Source organism: bacterium (genome assembly GCA_013360195.1).
GTDB lineage: Bacteria > Electryoneota > RPQS01 > RPQS01 > RPQS01 > JABWCQ01.
Genome location: JABWCQ010000002.1, coordinates 148693 through 162524, shown reverse-complemented (window position 1 = coordinate 162524; position 13832 = coordinate 148693). Strand labels below are relative to the sequence as shown.

General features: G+C 49.0%; 16 protein-coding genes. All 16 read right to left on the bottom strand.

Translation table 11 applies throughout. The annotated features are described in order from the left end of the window. Positions 1-6: 6 nt before the first annotated feature. The 16 genes from HUU59_01975 to HUU59_01900 all read right to left on the bottom strand — a co-directional run bounded on the left by HUU59_01975 (position 7) and on the right by HUU59_01900 (position 13808). Positions 7-1191 (bottom strand): nodulation protein NfeD, encoded by a 1185-nt coding sequence (locus HUU59_01975; protein NUO18205.1) that lies wholly within the window; start codon positions 1189-1191, stop codon positions 7-9. Positions 1192-1313: 122 nt separating this feature from the next. After that, complete coding sequence (gene selA / locus HUU59_01970; GenBank protein NUO18204.1) at positions 1314-2699, bottom strand: L-seryl-tRNA(Sec) selenium transferase; 1386 nt, start codon at positions 2697-2699, stop codon at positions 1314-1316. Between the two features lie 3 nt (positions 2700-2702). After that, positions 2703-4205: a hypothetical protein gene (locus HUU59_01965; GenBank protein ID NUO18203.1), complete on the bottom strand. Its 1503-nt coding sequence runs from the start codon at positions 4203-4205 to the stop codon at positions 2703-2705. Further along, positions 4198-4686, bottom strand: coding sequence for a TlpA family protein disulfide reductase (locus tag HUU59_01960; GenBank protein ID NUO18202.1), 489 nt, complete (start codon positions 4684-4686; stop codon positions 4198-4200). Before HUU59_01960 ends, HUU59_01965 begins: the two co-directional genes overlap by 8 nt. Before the next feature lie 13 nt (positions 4687-4699). Then, positions 4700-5704 carry a redoxin domain-containing protein gene (locus tag HUU59_01955; GenBank protein NUO18201.1) on the bottom strand — a complete coding sequence of 335 codons (1005 nt, stop codon included), beginning with the start codon at positions 5702-5704 and terminating at the stop codon, positions 4700-4702. 7 nt (positions 5705-5711) lie between these two features. Then, entirely contained in the window at positions 5712-6230 is a 519-nt protein-coding gene (locus tag HUU59_01950; GenBank protein ID NUO18200.1) for an NUDIX hydrolase, read from the bottom strand. A 27-nt stretch (positions 6231-6257) separates the two neighbouring features. Beyond that, positions 6258-7043 carry a ribonuclease III gene (gene rnc / locus HUU59_01945; protein ID NUO18199.1) on the bottom strand — a complete coding sequence of 262 codons (786 nt, stop codon included), beginning with the start codon at positions 7041-7043 and terminating at the stop codon, positions 6258-6260. An 8-nt stretch (positions 7044-7051) separates the two neighbouring features. Then, positions 7052-8314 (bottom strand): beta-ketoacyl-ACP synthase II, encoded by a 1263-nt coding sequence (fabF, locus tag HUU59_01940; GenBank protein NUO18198.1) that lies wholly within the window; start codon positions 8312-8314, stop codon positions 7052-7054. Between the two features lie 18 nt (positions 8315-8332). After that, entirely contained in the window at positions 8333-8578 is a 246-nt protein-coding gene (locus HUU59_01935; protein ID NUO18197.1) for an acyl carrier protein, read from the bottom strand. A 43-nt stretch (positions 8579-8621) separates the two neighbouring features. Beyond that, the gene (gene fabG, locus HUU59_01930; GenBank protein NUO18196.1) at positions 8622-9371 is read right to left on the bottom strand and encodes a 3-oxoacyl-[acyl-carrier-protein] reductase; all 750 of its coding nucleotides are present in this window, start codon (positions 9369-9371) and stop codon (positions 8622-8624) included. Beyond that, positions 9368-10315, bottom strand: a complete 948-nt coding sequence (fabD, locus tag HUU59_01925) for an ACP S-malonyltransferase (protein NUO18195.1) — start codon at positions 10313-10315, stop codon at positions 9368-9370. Before fabD ends, fabG begins: the two co-directional genes overlap by 4 nt. A gap of 7 nt (positions 10316-10322) precedes the next feature. Then, a complete protein-coding gene (locus HUU59_01920) occupies positions 10323-11309 on the bottom strand; it encodes a ketoacyl-ACP synthase III (protein ID NUO18194.1) in 987 nt (328 codons plus the stop codon). After that, positions 11302-12375 carry a phosphate acyltransferase PlsX gene (plsX, locus tag HUU59_01915; protein ID NUO18193.1) on the bottom strand — a complete coding sequence of 358 codons (1074 nt, stop codon included), beginning with the start codon at positions 12373-12375 and terminating at the stop codon, positions 11302-11304. The genes HUU59_01920 and plsX overlap by 8 nt, the downstream gene beginning before the upstream one ends. Before the next feature lie 20 nt (positions 12376-12395). Next, positions 12396-12578, bottom strand: coding sequence for a 50S ribosomal protein L32 (gene rpmF / locus HUU59_01910; protein NUO18192.1), 183 nt, complete (start codon positions 12576-12578; stop codon positions 12396-12398). A gap of 42 nt (positions 12579-12620) precedes the next feature. After that, the gene (locus HUU59_01905; GenBank protein NUO18191.1) at positions 12621-13070 is read right to left on the bottom strand and encodes a DUF177 domain-containing protein; all 450 of its coding nucleotides are present in this window, start codon (positions 13068-13070) and stop codon (positions 12621-12623) included. Between the two features lie 138 nt (positions 13071-13208). Next, positions 13209-13808 carry a bifunctional nuclease family protein gene (locus HUU59_01900; GenBank protein NUO18190.1) on the bottom strand — a complete coding sequence of 200 codons (600 nt, stop codon included), beginning with the start codon at positions 13806-13808 and terminating at the stop codon, positions 13209-13211. Positions 13809-13832: the final 24 nt, after the last annotated feature.

The following is a 13832-nucleotide window of genomic DNA, read 5'->3' as shown; positions in this document are numbered from 1 at the left end:
CTCCGATCATGATGAAGATTCCACAAAATAAGGTTCGACGGTCAATTCCATTCCGGAAATTGACTTGACTCTAACTTTCGAGCCTCGGACTACTAGTGTCGGGCAACGCGCGGACCACAACTCCCCATGCACCAAGACCTTTCCAAGCGGACTTAGATCAGTCGAAGCAACACCAATCTCGCCAATCAATCCCTCACTTCCCGTAGTCACCTTGCGTGATTGCGCGCGCAGCCCCATGCCCACAACGAATGCGAAGAATAAGGCAGTGACTATTGCTGCCGGTATAATGAGTTCGAGGCCAACCTGAATTCCAGTCATACCGGGCTGGAACAGCATTAATGATCCTAAGGTCATGCTTATGACTCCTGCCACGGACAATAATCCATAACTTGCGACCTTTATCTCCAGCAGAAAAAGTATTACTGCAAAGAGAATAAGGAGAACACCAGCCCAACTTACTGGTAGCAGCTGAAGACTGAAAAATGCGAGAATTAGCGAAATACCGCCAATAACACCCGGCAATATTACTCCCGGATTATAGAGCTCAAAAAACAGACCGTAAATCCCGATAAGCATCAAGATGTAAGCAATATTCGGGTCAGAAATGACGTCTAAAACCCGAAGTCTGAAGCTCATTGGAGTCTTGATGACAATTGCATTCCGTGTTTGCAAGGTGTCTTGTTCACCGCCGATACTGACTACCCGTCCATCGAGAGAGTCAAGTAAACTCTCGCCACTTTCGGCTATAATCTCAATTACATTAAGATCAAGCGCTTCCTTCTCAGTAATGGATTTGCTCTCCACGACGGCCTTTTCCGCCCAGTCCGCATTTCGTCCTCGATTCTCTGCAAGAGTTCTCGCGAACGCGGCTGCATCATTTGTTATCTTACCTTCCATGACACTTGATGTGTCGTCTCCCCCCCCTATTCCTCCGAGACCAACCGGGTGAGCGGCACCGATGTTTGTGCCGGGAGCCATGGCTGCGATATGTGATGCGAGCGTTATGAAAACGCCGGCGGAACCGGCGCGGGACCCGGAGGGTGCGACATAGACAACGATCGGAACTTCCGATGCGAGCATCGACTTGCACATAATTCTGGTGGTTTTCAATAACCCGCCTGGCGTGTCAAGCTCGATGACAAGTGCCTCTGCATTATTTGCCGCGGCCGCCTGCAAAGAGTTTTCAAGCATCTCATTTGCCACCGGTCCAATAGCGCCGTTAATCGTTAGCCACTGGACAGTTGATGCGTGAGCCAAAGAAGCAGATAGGACTAAGGCTAGAATAGTGAGCACGATTTCTGTGTCCTATTCGACTATTTAATCGAATTCAGTATCTGTTCACCAAGCAATTCAACTTCTTCATCCGCAACTGTACGCATGTTGAACAGTACAACTTCGTCCTTTATAATTCCAATTACGGGAATATCAGTATTCCTTAGTTGCTTGGCCCATCTGGATGCTGAGAAACTCTTAGGTAACGCAGATACTGCAACTGAAGGAAGTGGCGTCACAGGCATTGTCCCTGATCCGGCTTGTGCGGATGATTCGATGACACTTAGCTCCGTCCAGCGTGGATGCGAACCTAACTTTTGCTTGAGTTTCTCCGCCCGTGCAGCAGTTATTGCGACAGGTTCAGTCAGCATCCGCCAAGTCGGTATTTCAATCGACGGCCGACTTGGATGTAAGAAGCTCTTGAGTGTTGAAGCAAGTGCTGCGATCTCAAGCTTTCCGGGGCGAAGAATCCTTGCAAGCGGTGAGCGCCTGAGTTTCGTAATAAGCTCTTTTCGTCCCAAAATGATACCTGCCTGAGGGCCACCAAGAACTTTGTCACCTGACACGAGAACTAGATCAGCACCTTCCTCCAGACTCTGTGTGACGTTCGGCTCTTCTGGAAGTCCGAGCTTTGCCCAATCCCAGAGCAATCCCCCACCTAAATCATCAACACAAATCAGATTATGCGATCTTGCGATCTTTGCGAGTTCGGCAACACTGACGCTTTCCGAGAAGCCTTCAATGCGATAATTCGAAGGATAAGCCCTGAGAAGCATGGCGGATTTGCGGCCAATGGCACTTCGAAAGTCGTCAGCACGAGTTCGATTGGTCGTGCCCACTTCAACAAGTTTAGCACCGGAACGTGACATGATTTCTGGAAGTCTGAAGCTTCCGCCAATTTCGATCAACTGCCCCCTCGAGACGATGACTTCCTTGCCGGAAGCTAATTCGTGCAGAACCAGATACAACGCAGCCGCATTGTTGTTAACGACTAGTGCGCCTTCGGATCCCGTCAGCCACGCGAGCAATGATTGAAGCTTCTCCTGCCTGTTCCCGCGGAGGCCTGTCTGCATGTCGACTTCGAGATCGCAGTAACCACATGACACTAAAAGTGAGTCAATCGCACCGCGTGACAATGGTGCCCGTCCCAATCCCGTGTGGAGTATTATACCCGTACAGTTTATGACACGCTTCGGACTTGCGTCGAGGAGATCCTCAACACTTGCAAACACCCGCCCAGCAATGGAGTCGACGCTTTGTACCTCGCCGCCTTTTTCGATAGATTTCCTGGCCTTCTCGATCTCCTGTCTTATTATTTGACTAAGACGAGTGTTCGATACTTTGCCACGAAAAGTATCAAATTCGGGGCGTTCAAGAATCTTATCCACACCTGGTAATTTCCGCCGAGCATCACCCGTATCAGCCATCTCTTACAAAGAAGTTTCTAGTGTCAGACGTATACCGGAAAAGGCTTGAACTTGGCGACACACACCATTTGAGCACTTCAGGCCACCACGCTCTTTGCCATAGAACAAGATAGCACGATGCCTGCCATCGCTGAATTTCCACGCAGCCTCGCCTGAGGCCCAATAATCACCTTCATTCCGCTTAAGCACTTCATCATCCGTCAACTGAAGCGAAGTGTATAGCGACAACGTACCGTTTGGAACCCAGGAAACTGCGTAGAGCATATCATGGAATGTGTCACCACGTGTCTTGTCGTCTATCATTAGCTGCTCAACTTCAAACTCTACTTCCTGCGTGCCGCGCAGAGGAAAACTTGCTCTCAATTGTCCCCAATACCGTTCCTGCCAAATATTTGCAGCCTCTTCATTGAGCCCGAGTTCTACGAAAACCTCTTGCCCGCCTTCAAACTCATGATCAATATTCGCAAATAAGTCCCAAAACGCCCTGTCTTTCTCTTCCATACTTGGTATCGGAATCATCTCATCATCTTCTGAATGATGACTATTTGCATTGAAATGAGCTGTCAAGAATGTGCTTTCACCAATCATCCCCGATACTTCAAGTTGTGCTCCCACTTCATCAGGGACATTCATAACGTGGGGTTCTCTTCCCTGCAGAAGTCGTGGCGTCACTTCCCGGTGAACAGTCGGGGGATTCTGCACTTGAGTCACGTTACCGTAGCGGTAATCTGCATACTCGGCCAGTATTGACCATCCCCACTTGGAAACGGTCAAGCCGACAAAAGTGGCGTACCCAGCACTATTATGACCCTGCAAAACGGCTTCATTCCAAGCCCGTTCGCCGTAGAGATTAAATATACCTCTCGTTAAGTTCCAGTCGACACCTGCGACACTCATTTCCGGATGAGTACCGCTGTCATGATATGCATAACTGAATCCGAGATGCTCACTTCCAGGAGAAAGCTCGATTCTGCCTGCCGTTGTTTTTATCTCCTTGACCAACGCTCCAACTTCGGTCTTGCCAGTCAGGCCAATGAGCTTAATTGAACCGGCGTCGATTTGCATTCGTGCACCATCGTGCTCTGTGTCGAAATAGAGATCTCGGTTTTCAAACATGCTCAAGGTGAGTCCTGACGCCCAGATGTCACTGAAATGTCCGAAACGAAACTTCAAAGGACGAACCTGGCCTTCAAAGAATCGTTTGTCAAACTTGTTTATGTCTTCAAGCCGAAACTGATCTACATCTGCTTCGGATGGACGGAAGTACAGGTATCTCCCACCCAATCGGAAGTCACCACTGAAAAGGTCAAGCCGAAGTCGATTTTCCACGAATCGCCTGGCGATTGTATTGTCGGGATGTTCGAGTCCAGATCGTCTCGTATCTACCTCACGGCCATTGTCCCAGCGCAACAGGTTTGAACCGTCAAATTCAAGATCCTCAAGTTGTGCAAATGTCGCCGTCGTAATTAATAACAGAGTACAAATGGCCGATAGTATCTTAATCACTTGCCGTCTCTAATAGTTGATTTGCCTTTGCTAGCATTGCCGATGGATCTTTCAATTCACCCCGATTCTCAAAAACCGGTGTTCCATTTCCATCCAGCATTACGATAAACGGTATTGAAGTTCCCCCGTACAGCTTAAGCACTTCTCCATCAGGATCCAATAGTCCTGTGAAACCATAGTTCTTAGAATCAAGATACGGCTTTACCCTACTCTTTGATTTTTGGTTATCCTCTGACACCAACAGAACGTTCATGCCGCGTCGACGCAAGTCGTCAAAAGTGCTTCGCATGTTGTCCAATTCTGCTTTGCATGGCTTGCACCACGTTGCCCAAAAGATCAAAAGACTCGGTTGACCGGCGGCCTGTTCTGAAAGTTCATAGTCTCCGCCATTCACATTCGCAAGTGTCCAGTTTCGCCCTGCTGCTCCTGATGACTGTAGTACAACAAACACGGCGGCAAGAAGGAGAAGGCCTTTCAGCATAATTGTTCCTTGTTCAGTTCTCTGTATCGAATTCTGCAATCAATGATTCAATGGCACCGCGCAATTCTCCCTCAGTAACGCCGAGCCAACGATATCTAATCATTCCGGAAGGATCAATCAGCAAGTTTGTCGGACAACTCGCTACCTCATAGTGTATCGTACGAAGCGTCTGCTGTTGATCCCATAACAACGGAAATGTAAGTCCAAGCGATGGATGGGTGCTCTTGTAGCTTCGAAAGAGTGGCCACGGGTCAATGGCGTCGACCCCAAAGAATTCCAGCCAACCCGAGTAAAGCGGGTCGGCGTAGATTTCTTGTATGTGAGGAAACTCCGCGAGGCATGGTGCGCAGGTGTAAAAGAAGAATGAAATCAGCACTATCCTTCCTCTGTAGTCCTGCAATCTGAATATGGCACTATCGAGATCGCTTGGCAAAGAGAATACATGGGCCAAAGATCCAACGTTTGGACCAACTGACTGTGCCGTGAACTGTGCATTAATCTGAGCGGTATCTCCTTCTGACAGACTTACTGTCCAGCGTGACGGCGCATTTGTCATATGTCCGGCAAGATATGCCGACACGTTCCATAAGCCAGTGCTTGCGCCAATTACACTCGGAGGTGTTACTCCCAGCTCCTGATTGTTTACAATCAATGCAGTGCCGTCAGGAGCATCTACAAGCTTGATAGAGGCAATCGGTGCGGTACCGGTAAGCAATGACACGATAGCAAGCTCATTCTCCGCTAAGGTCAACATTAATGACGTTTGATAGTACCCGGGTTTGCTCGCTTCAACAAGATACTGCCCAGAAGCTAGTCCTGTCAACGTATCCGGCGTTAACTTAGCCGTTGCCGCTCCGTTCAGAAAAATTCTTGCGCCAATTACCTCCGCTCCCGTGCTGTCATGCAATTCGACGAAAATTTTGCCTGAATTCACCCGCGACTCTTCAATATCACAACCGGCAACTAGCCAACTGGATATCAAGAAGGCGACTGAAAAAATAGATACTTTACTTCGCATGGCAGCTCTAAAGGATTTCATGGTCTAGGGAGTGAATAAGCTCAGCTTGCCGAATTATCTCGAGATGGCTGTCAAAGGCCAATTTCGGAAGATGGGATGTTTCGAACCAGTGTGCTTCCAGCGCGTCATCGCCAGCAAGCGCATTTGAGAACTTACATGATGCGGTATAGGCGAGCACAAGTACATGGCCAAATACGCTGTCGTCATGAGTAGTGGCGGAAATTAGCTTTGCGGCCGTGCAATCGACACCAGTTTCCTCCTGCACTTCACGGTGAAGCGCGGACTCAGGGGTCTCTCCCTGCTCCATGAACCCGGATGGCAAAGCCCAAAACCCGGCGCCAGGATCAACTCCGCGCCGTACTAGCAAAACGCGGCCATTCTTGAGGAGAACAGCCGCGACAGCGGGAAGTGGATTCAAGTATACTACGTGGCCACAACTCAGGCATACAGGTCTAAGTCGGCCTTCTAAGTGCTTTTGTGCAAGCCGCTCACCGCACCGCGAACAATATCGATAGTGGTTTAACATGTCTCCACTTATTATTACCTTTGCTTTTCAATCGGAGGTCGAGTCCAAGTTAAATTCATCATTCGTAAGCAGTCCTAATCTAGAAGCTGCTACTGAAGCGGCCTTCTGCTCCGCTGTCTTCTTGGAAGTTCCTTCTCCTGTTCCGTAGGAGACACCGTTCAAAAAAATTTCCACGACAAATCGCTTAGAATGATCCGGTCCAGTTTCGTCGACAAGACGATACTCCGGACTGTCCCAAGAATTGGCTTGGGCATGCTCCAACACAAGACTTTTGTAATTGACATACTCATCTTTGGTGACTATCTCACGCCAATTGTCAAGCAAGTGAGTCTCAATGAACGTTCGCGCTGGCTTTACCCCGCCATCCAAATACATTGCACCAATCAGCGCTTCAAATGCGTCTTCAAGAATTGAGGAACGGTTTCGGCCTCCGGCCTTGTCTTCATTGTCACTGATTATTAGAAAGTCACCGAGCCCAATTCGCTTTGCAGCACCGACCAAGGATGTGCCCGATACAATGACAGATCGAAGTTTTGTGAGTTGGCCCTCAACCATTCCTGGGAAGAGGTGATAAAAATACTCCGCGATGACAAAATCAAGAACGGCATCGCCAAGAAACTCGAGCCGTTCATTTGATTCATGTCGTCCTAAATTTTCCTTACTGAGAATGCTGCGATGCCGCAGAGACGAAACAAGGTAATCAGGGTTCTTGAATCGATAGCCAATTCGCTCTTCCAAGTCCCACAACTGCTGACGCAAATTCCGGGGAATATCCCGATCTCGCCTTGCCAGCATGTTGCGGAGCCATTTCATCTTGTTCTCTATCCTTCTTTGCGGTACCCCGGCTTCGCAACTACCAAAGACGAATTGTGCCCACCAAAACCAAACGCGTTGGACATTGCAACATTTACTTCACGCTTGATTGCGACATTCGGCGTGACAAACAAGTCACATTCGGGGTCTTGGTTCTCAATGTTGATAGTTGGCGGTATCAAATCATTCTTGGTTGCTAAGACGGTTGCGATTGCTTCAATCGCACCAGCTGCACCCAGCGTATGACCAGTCATTGACTTTGTCGACGAGACAGCAATGCGTTCCGCGTCTCGGCCGAATACACGACGTATAGCGCGAATTTCCGTTGGGTCACCCACGTCCGTTGATGTGCCGTGTGCATTGATATACCCGATTTCTTCATTAGAAACTGCGGAGTCGACAATTGCAGCCTGCATCGCACGGCGCGCACCGTCACCATCAACGTGAGGCGCTGTAATGTGATACGCATCTGCACTCGCACCTACGCCAAGAATTTCTGCGTGGACAAGTGCCCCTCTCCCCTGCGCAGACTCCAGACTTTCCAGGACCAGAACTCCCGACCCTTCTCCTATGACAAAGCCATCGCGATCACGATCATAAGGCCTGCTTGCTTTTTCAGGAGCATCATTTCTGGTTGACAACGCTTTCATAGCGTTGAACCCTCCCACACCAAGATGAGTTATTGCTGCTTCTGTCCCGCCTGCAAGTATTACATCAGCTTCGCCGGCTTGTATCAGGCGGGTCGCAATGTGAAGACTATGGCCGGCCGTTGCACACGCTGATACAACAGCAAAGTTTGGACCGCCAAGGCCAAAGGTGATGGAAATCTGACCGGAAACAATATCCGAAATCATCATTGGAACAAAAAACGGACTGATGCGCTTCGGACCGCGATCAAAATAGACTTTTGCCTGCTCTTCAAAGAGATCAATTCCGCCTATTCCAGATCCTATAATAACACCAATTCTGTCTTTCGAAACTTGATGATTACCATCGGCCAGACCTGCATCCATCAATGCCTGATGCGCCGCAGAGATTCCGAATAAAGTGAATCTTTGGAATCGTCTTGCTTCCTTTGCGTCAAGCAAGTCTCCGATGGAAAAGTTTTTCACTTCACACGCGAATTTAGTGGCAAAGTCAGTTGGGTCAAATAAAGTGATTGGCCCAGCTCCGGACTTTCCGCTGGTTATCGAAGACCAGAAGCTCGAAACATCGTTGCCCACCGGCGTGACTATTCCCATGCCGGTAATGACAACTCGCCTTCTCGACATACTACTTGTTCTTCCTGGTTAGGCGCTTTGCTCAGTTTTGCTCCTGAGGTAATTCAGGGCATCACCGACCGACTTCATTGTTTCGGCATCCTGATCCGGAATTTCAAGACCGAATTCCTCTTCAAATGCCATTACGAGTTCGACCAAATCCAGCGAATCTGCACCGAGGTCTTCAACAAAGCTCGCGTTTTCGGTGACGCTGGCAAGATCTACCTGCAGGCGGTCAGCAATAATCTTCTTAATCTTGTTCTCCAAGTCGGACATTTTCAAGGCCTCCGGTTGAAAAAATAACGGTCGAATGACGTTGTTACATGTGCAAACCACCGTCGATCACAATCACTTGTCCCGTGATATAGTCCGACGATGGTGAAGCAAGAAATGCGCAAACTTGCGCTATATCATCTGGTTTGCCAAGATACTTTAGCGGAATAGACTGCATATAGGAATCGCGCGTCTCGTCCGTCAATTGGTGGGTCATCTCTGTTTCGATGAATCCCGGTGCAATTGCGTTTGCACGAATCCCTCTGCCTGCGAGTTCCTTGGCAACGGACTTTGTGAGTCCTATTACGCCTGCCTTGGATGCCGAGTAATTAGCCTGGCCCGCATTTCCCATTACGCCGACGACAGATGCGATATTCACGACTTTTCCGTACCGTGATTTCATCATCGGTTTAATCGCGGCTTGTGTGCAAATGAATGTGCCGGTCAAGTTAACGCTGATTACTCGTTCCCAATCTGATTCGGACATCCGCATGAGAAGTCCATCTCGAGTTATCCCAGCATTGTTTACGAGAATCGTGAGTTCGCCAAACACTTCAAGCACCCGCTGAACAAAACTCGACACTCCTTCCTTGTCTGTTACGTCCAGCACTTGCTCCATGACTCGAACACCAAAGGTGTCTGCAAGTTCGCGTGCTGTCCTCTCGAGATCTTCTGCAAGGACATCTGTCAGGGCAAGATTGGCTCCTGCCGCGGCGAATTCCTGTGCGATTGACTTGCCAATCCCGCGGGCGGATCCTGTAATCCATGCTACTTTGCCCGAAAGTGTCTTGTTCATTCTTCAACTTCCGAAAGGATTCGCTCGATTTCAGATTGTGTACCGACTGTTTCAGCTGATTCGCCTGCGATCGTTCGCTTCAGCAGACCTGTTAACACGTTGCCAGGTCCCACTTCATACCATTTTGCAGGTCGAAGATTGTTCAACGAAACCAAACAATCTGTCCATCGGACGGGCGATAGCAGCTGACTTGCAAGACTTTGCCTGATTGAGTCAACGTCTGAATGCACTTCCCCGCTCACATTTGAAACAACTGGAACTCTTGGCGAGCGAATGTCGCACTCCGCGAGCGCATTGCCCAACTTGGCTGCCGCCGACTCCATTAATGGCGAATGAAATGCCCCTGATACTACGAGTTTTCGCACCAGTTTAGCTCCGGCTGACTTGCATAATTCCATCGCTTTTTCAACAGCCGGGATTTCACCAGAGATTACAAGTTGACCCGGGGAATTGTAGTTTGCTGGCACAACTATCCCCACATTTCGACAATCAGCGCAGATCTGTTCGACAGTTTCGTTGGAAATTCCAACAACAGCTGCCATTGTGCCAGGCTGTCTGTTTCCAGCTTCTTGCATCGCTTCAGCACGAACTCGTACGAGTTCCAGACCAGTTTCGAAAGTAAAGGCTGCTGCGCTTGCAAGGGCGGAGTATTCTCCAAGGCTGTGTCCGCCTGCACAAGATGGCAATATTGAATGCTCGGCTAGTAACTCGCCGACAATCATCGAATGAATATAAAGAGCCGGTTGAGTAACTCTTGTCTGCCTTAGCACATCTTCCGGCCCGTTAAAGCAAATCTCTGCAATGTCGTAACCAAGAATTCTCTGAGCTTCGGAAAAACGACTTTTAGCCAGTTCATGGCTGTCATACAAATCTTTCGCCATTCCAACGAACTGAGAGCCTTGGCCAGAGCATAAGAAAGCAACGGTACTCAAATCTGATTTCATAATCCGGTCAAAACCTCACAACCATTCCGCCCCATGTGAAGCCGCCGCCAAATACAACCGAAAGCATCAGTTGATTGTCAGTCAGTTTTCCTTCCTTGCGGGCTTCGTAGATTGCAAGTGGAACCGAGGCTGAAGACGTATTCCCGTACTTGTGAATATTCAGGAACACTTGTTCCATTGGCAAACCCATTCGTTCGGCAGTCGCCTTGATTATTCTGGTATTTGCCTGGTGAGGAATGAGCCAATCAATATCACTTGGTTGTAGTCCTGCCTTTTCCACGACCTCGAATGCAGTTCGCTCCAGCATCCTAACGGCATGACGAAAAACTTCATTTCCGTTCATGAACAGAAAGCGGTCGCCATTGTTGTTGTCATTCCTGGAAGCAGTGCCGTGACCAATGGAATACAACAAGTCAACATACGTTCCATTCGATCCAATTGAAATCGCCAGAATTCCGCGATCATCAGTTGCACGCGTCAAGACGGCGGCTCCAGCCGCATCTCCAAACAGGACACATGTCGAGCGATCATCCCAATTTACCATTGGAGTGAGCATTTCACTGCCGATTACAAGCACATTCCTGGCGCGGCCAGAGGCAATCAATGCGTCTGCATTGTACAAGGAAAAGAGGAAACCACTGCATGTTGCGCTGACATCCCATGCCGCCGCGTTTCTTGCCCCAATTGCCTCTTGAACAAACACGGCAGTTGAGGGGAATCGCATGTCTCCAGAGATTGTGCCTATGATGATCGCATCCAGCTCTTCTGCCTCTATCCCCGCATCCAACATCGCCTCACGCGCCGCGCGGATACAGTAGTCAGAAGTTCGCTCCCCTTTCTTCATGATGCGTCGTTCCTTGATTCCGGTGCGACTGGTAATCCACTCATCACTGGTATCGACCATGCGCTCCAAGTCTTTATTGGAGAGCACGGTTTCGGGAATCCCAACTCCCAAACCGATTATGCGGGAAACCGGAGCGACTCCTTTACTCATCGTCTGACTCCTCTACTTCCAGTTCATCCCTCTTTTCAGTTCTTCCTTTGTATCGTGCCACACCACGCGCGAGCATGCCGGCGTCATACTCTTCGACTCCGGCACTAAGGGCAGCGGGGAGATTGCGGTTCACCATGTTTCTCGCTTCGCGAATGGCGTTTTTTATCGCCTTTGCCGGAGAGCCGCCGTGGCAGATAATCGAAACGCCGTTGACACCAAGCAAAGGTACTCCTCCGACTTCAGAGTAATCAAACTCCCTTGCAAGTTGCAGGAGCTGAGATGGTGGTTCAACTCTTTGACCGTCACTGCCTGTTGTCATTCGCTTGGCAAATGCCAGATAGAGTGATTCGGCCAACTTGAGCACAACATTACCGACAAAACCGTCACACACTACAACGTCCGCCTTGTGGCGGAAGATGTCTCTTCCCTCAATATTGCCAATAAAATTGAGACCACTGTGCTCCAGTAGATAATGAGTTGAGAGTACAAGCTCATTTCCCTTTGTCTTCTCTTCTCCAATGGACAGAAGAGCAATACGCGGGGATTCAAGGCCAACGAGGAGTTTCATGTACACAGAACCCATAACTGCAAATTGAAGTAAGTTAATGGGTTTACAATCCGTATTTGCTCCGACATCAAGGAGTATGGTGAACTTCCCGTTTCCCTGCGGGAACAGACCGCCAATTGTAGGTCTTTTGACTCCCTTAATCAAGCCCAGTTTCAAGTAGCTCGCGGCCATTTGCACGCCTGTGTGACCGGCCGAGACAATTGCCGACGCGCCGCCTTCCTGGTGCATATCAATTGCACGCAGCAAAGAACTGTTCGGTTTCGAACGCACGACTTTGCCCGGTGAATCTGTCATCTCGACGATCTCCGGCGCGTCAACAATCATGAGTCGCCCATTATCATCAGTGCGGCTGAGTCGATGCAATTCGGCCTGGATAGTCAGTGCAGGTCCAAAAAGAGCGACACGAATGTCCGGCATCTCATCGACTGCGAGACATGCTGCTTCTACTGGAACTTCGGGAGCATGATCACCCCCCATTGCATCCAAGGCTATTACCATGGACGGCAAGTCTTAAGCTGTCAGTTGTTCTTAACTTGAACGACAAAGCGGCCGTTATAATAGCCGCAGGAGCCGCACACCCGATGTGGCGCGATTACGGCTTTGCAATTTGAGCATGTCGCCAAGGCGGGGCCGCTCAGGTTGAAGTTCGCACGGCGTCGGTCTCGGCGAGATTTTCCAACTCGTCTCTTAGGTACTGGCATGTTCGGATTTGTTAATTGTTTTATCTTATTAAACTTGAAATTCTAACAAACGCACGGCCCATCATTCAGGTTTGCTCCGCACTTTTGACACAACCCAAGGCAATGCTCGCTACACAAGTGTCTGCCTGAATAGGCAAGTATGAGGAAGTCGCGCAGGTCCTTCGTTAGGTCAATTTCGGTTGTCCCTGCCCGAACATAGGCGATGTCATCATCGTCCACCTGGTCACCGGATGGTGGTTGTCCTAATACGTAAAGAAGCGGATTTTCCAAACTAATCCGGACGTCCGCCAATGAAAGGCATCTGTCACATTCTGCAAATGCTGTAGTTGTTAACCGAACTTTCAGTTCAAAGTATGGATCATGTCGGTCAAGATGTATCTCGACCAAAATGGGTTTCGCGAACTGAGATGGATCTAATTCAAGTTCGTCCGCCCTCAATTCTTCGGCTACGTTATGAGTGCCAGGAGAAAACGACGGAAGGTGGAGTTTCACGGCAAGAGTACTGAAGTGATAAAGATAACAAGACTTAGGAAAAGTATCAAGCAAATTGGCCGGAAGCCTTACAACTCAGACATCTCGTAAATTATTGATATTGTTCTATTTAAATAATAAACACTAAACACATATTTATCAACGATCGCCTTCATTTCCCGGGCCGGTACCAGGCAAGTCCGTATCAGTCAGTTTCGTTTCAAGAGAACGGATATGGTCACGAATCTTGGCTGCCTCCTCGTACGCCTCCATTTCCACACACTCTTTAAGTTTCTGATGGAGATAGGCAATTTGCTCAACGATGGATCGGTTGACGGGCTCATTGCTAACCGCTGCTCCGTCCATGACCTTACGAGCAACTTGAATCGGCGCTTTTGACTTCAAGGCAAGAGCGATAGCATCAGAAGGCCTGGCATCTATTCTACGAATCTCACCATCTGCAACCTTAAGCTCAACTTCGGCATAGAATGTGTTGTCCCTCAGGTCACAGATTGTCGTTGAACGTATCTCGATTTTTCCTTCCTGCAAGATTGCTGCAAACAAATCGTACGTCATGGGACGCGCGTACTCGAGCCCCTGAAGCAAGAACGAGATGCTTTGTGCTTCCGCCGCGCCAATAAAAATCGGAAGCCAACGCTCTCCCTCCTTTTCTTTCAGTATGACAACATATCCCTGATATGGAGGGCATACGGAAATTCCGATAACGTCGACAATAACAAACTGATCACCCGAGTTCATGATTCTGACTATTCCAGTATTTGT

Excerpts from the sequence above, each read along its gene's own strand:
- HUU59_01950 (NUO18200.1), bottom strand. The coding sequence starts at position 6,230 with ATGTTAAACCACTATCGATATTGTTCGCGGTGCGGTGAGCGGCTTGCA.
- fabD (NUO18195.1), bottom strand. The coding sequence starts at position 10,315 with ATGAAATCAGATTTGAGTACCGTTGCTTTCTTATGCTCTGGCCAAGGC.
- HUU59_01955 (NUO18201.1), bottom strand. The coding sequence starts at position 5,704 with ATGCGAAGTAAAGTATCTATTTTTTCAGTCGCCTTCTTGATATCCAGT.
- plsX (NUO18193.1), bottom strand. The coding sequence starts at position 12,375 with ATGGTAATAGCCTTGGATGCAATGGGGGGTGATCATGCTCCCGAAGTT.
- selA (NUO18204.1), bottom strand. The coding sequence starts at position 2,699 with ATGGCTGATACGGGTGATGCTCGGCGGAAATTACCAGGTGTGGATAAG.
- fabF (NUO18198.1), bottom strand. The coding sequence starts at position 8,314 with ATGTCGAGAAGGCGAGTTGTCATTACCGGCATGGGAATAGTCACGCCG.
- HUU59_01900 (NUO18190.1), bottom strand. The coding sequence starts at position 13,808 with ATGAACTCGGGTGATCAGTTTGTTATTGTCGACGTTATCGGAATTTCC.
- HUU59_01935 (NUO18197.1), bottom strand. The coding sequence starts at position 8,578 with ATGTCCGACTTGGAGAACAAGATTAAGAAGATTATTGCTGACCGCCTG.
- fabG (NUO18196.1), bottom strand. The coding sequence starts at position 9,371 with ATGAACAAGACACTTTCGGGCAAAGTAGCATGGATTACAGGATCCGCC.
- rpmF (NUO18192.1), bottom strand. The coding sequence starts at position 12,578 with ATGCCAGTACCTAAGAGACGAGTTGGAAAATCTCGCCGAGACCGACGC.
- HUU59_01920 (NUO18194.1), bottom strand. The coding sequence starts at position 11,309 with ATGAGTAAAGGAGTCGCTCCGGTTTCCCGCATAATCGGTTTGGGAGTT.
- HUU59_01975 (NUO18205.1), bottom strand. The coding sequence starts at position 1,191 with ATGCTTGAAAACTCTTTGCAGGCGGCCGCGGCAAATAATGCAGAGGCA.
- HUU59_01960 (NUO18202.1), bottom strand. The coding sequence starts at position 4,686 with ATGCTGAAAGGCCTTCTCCTTCTTGCCGCCGTGTTTGTTGTACTACAG.
- rnc (NUO18199.1), bottom strand. The coding sequence starts at position 7,043 with ATGAAATGGCTCCGCAACATGCTGGCAAGGCGAGATCGGGATATTCCC.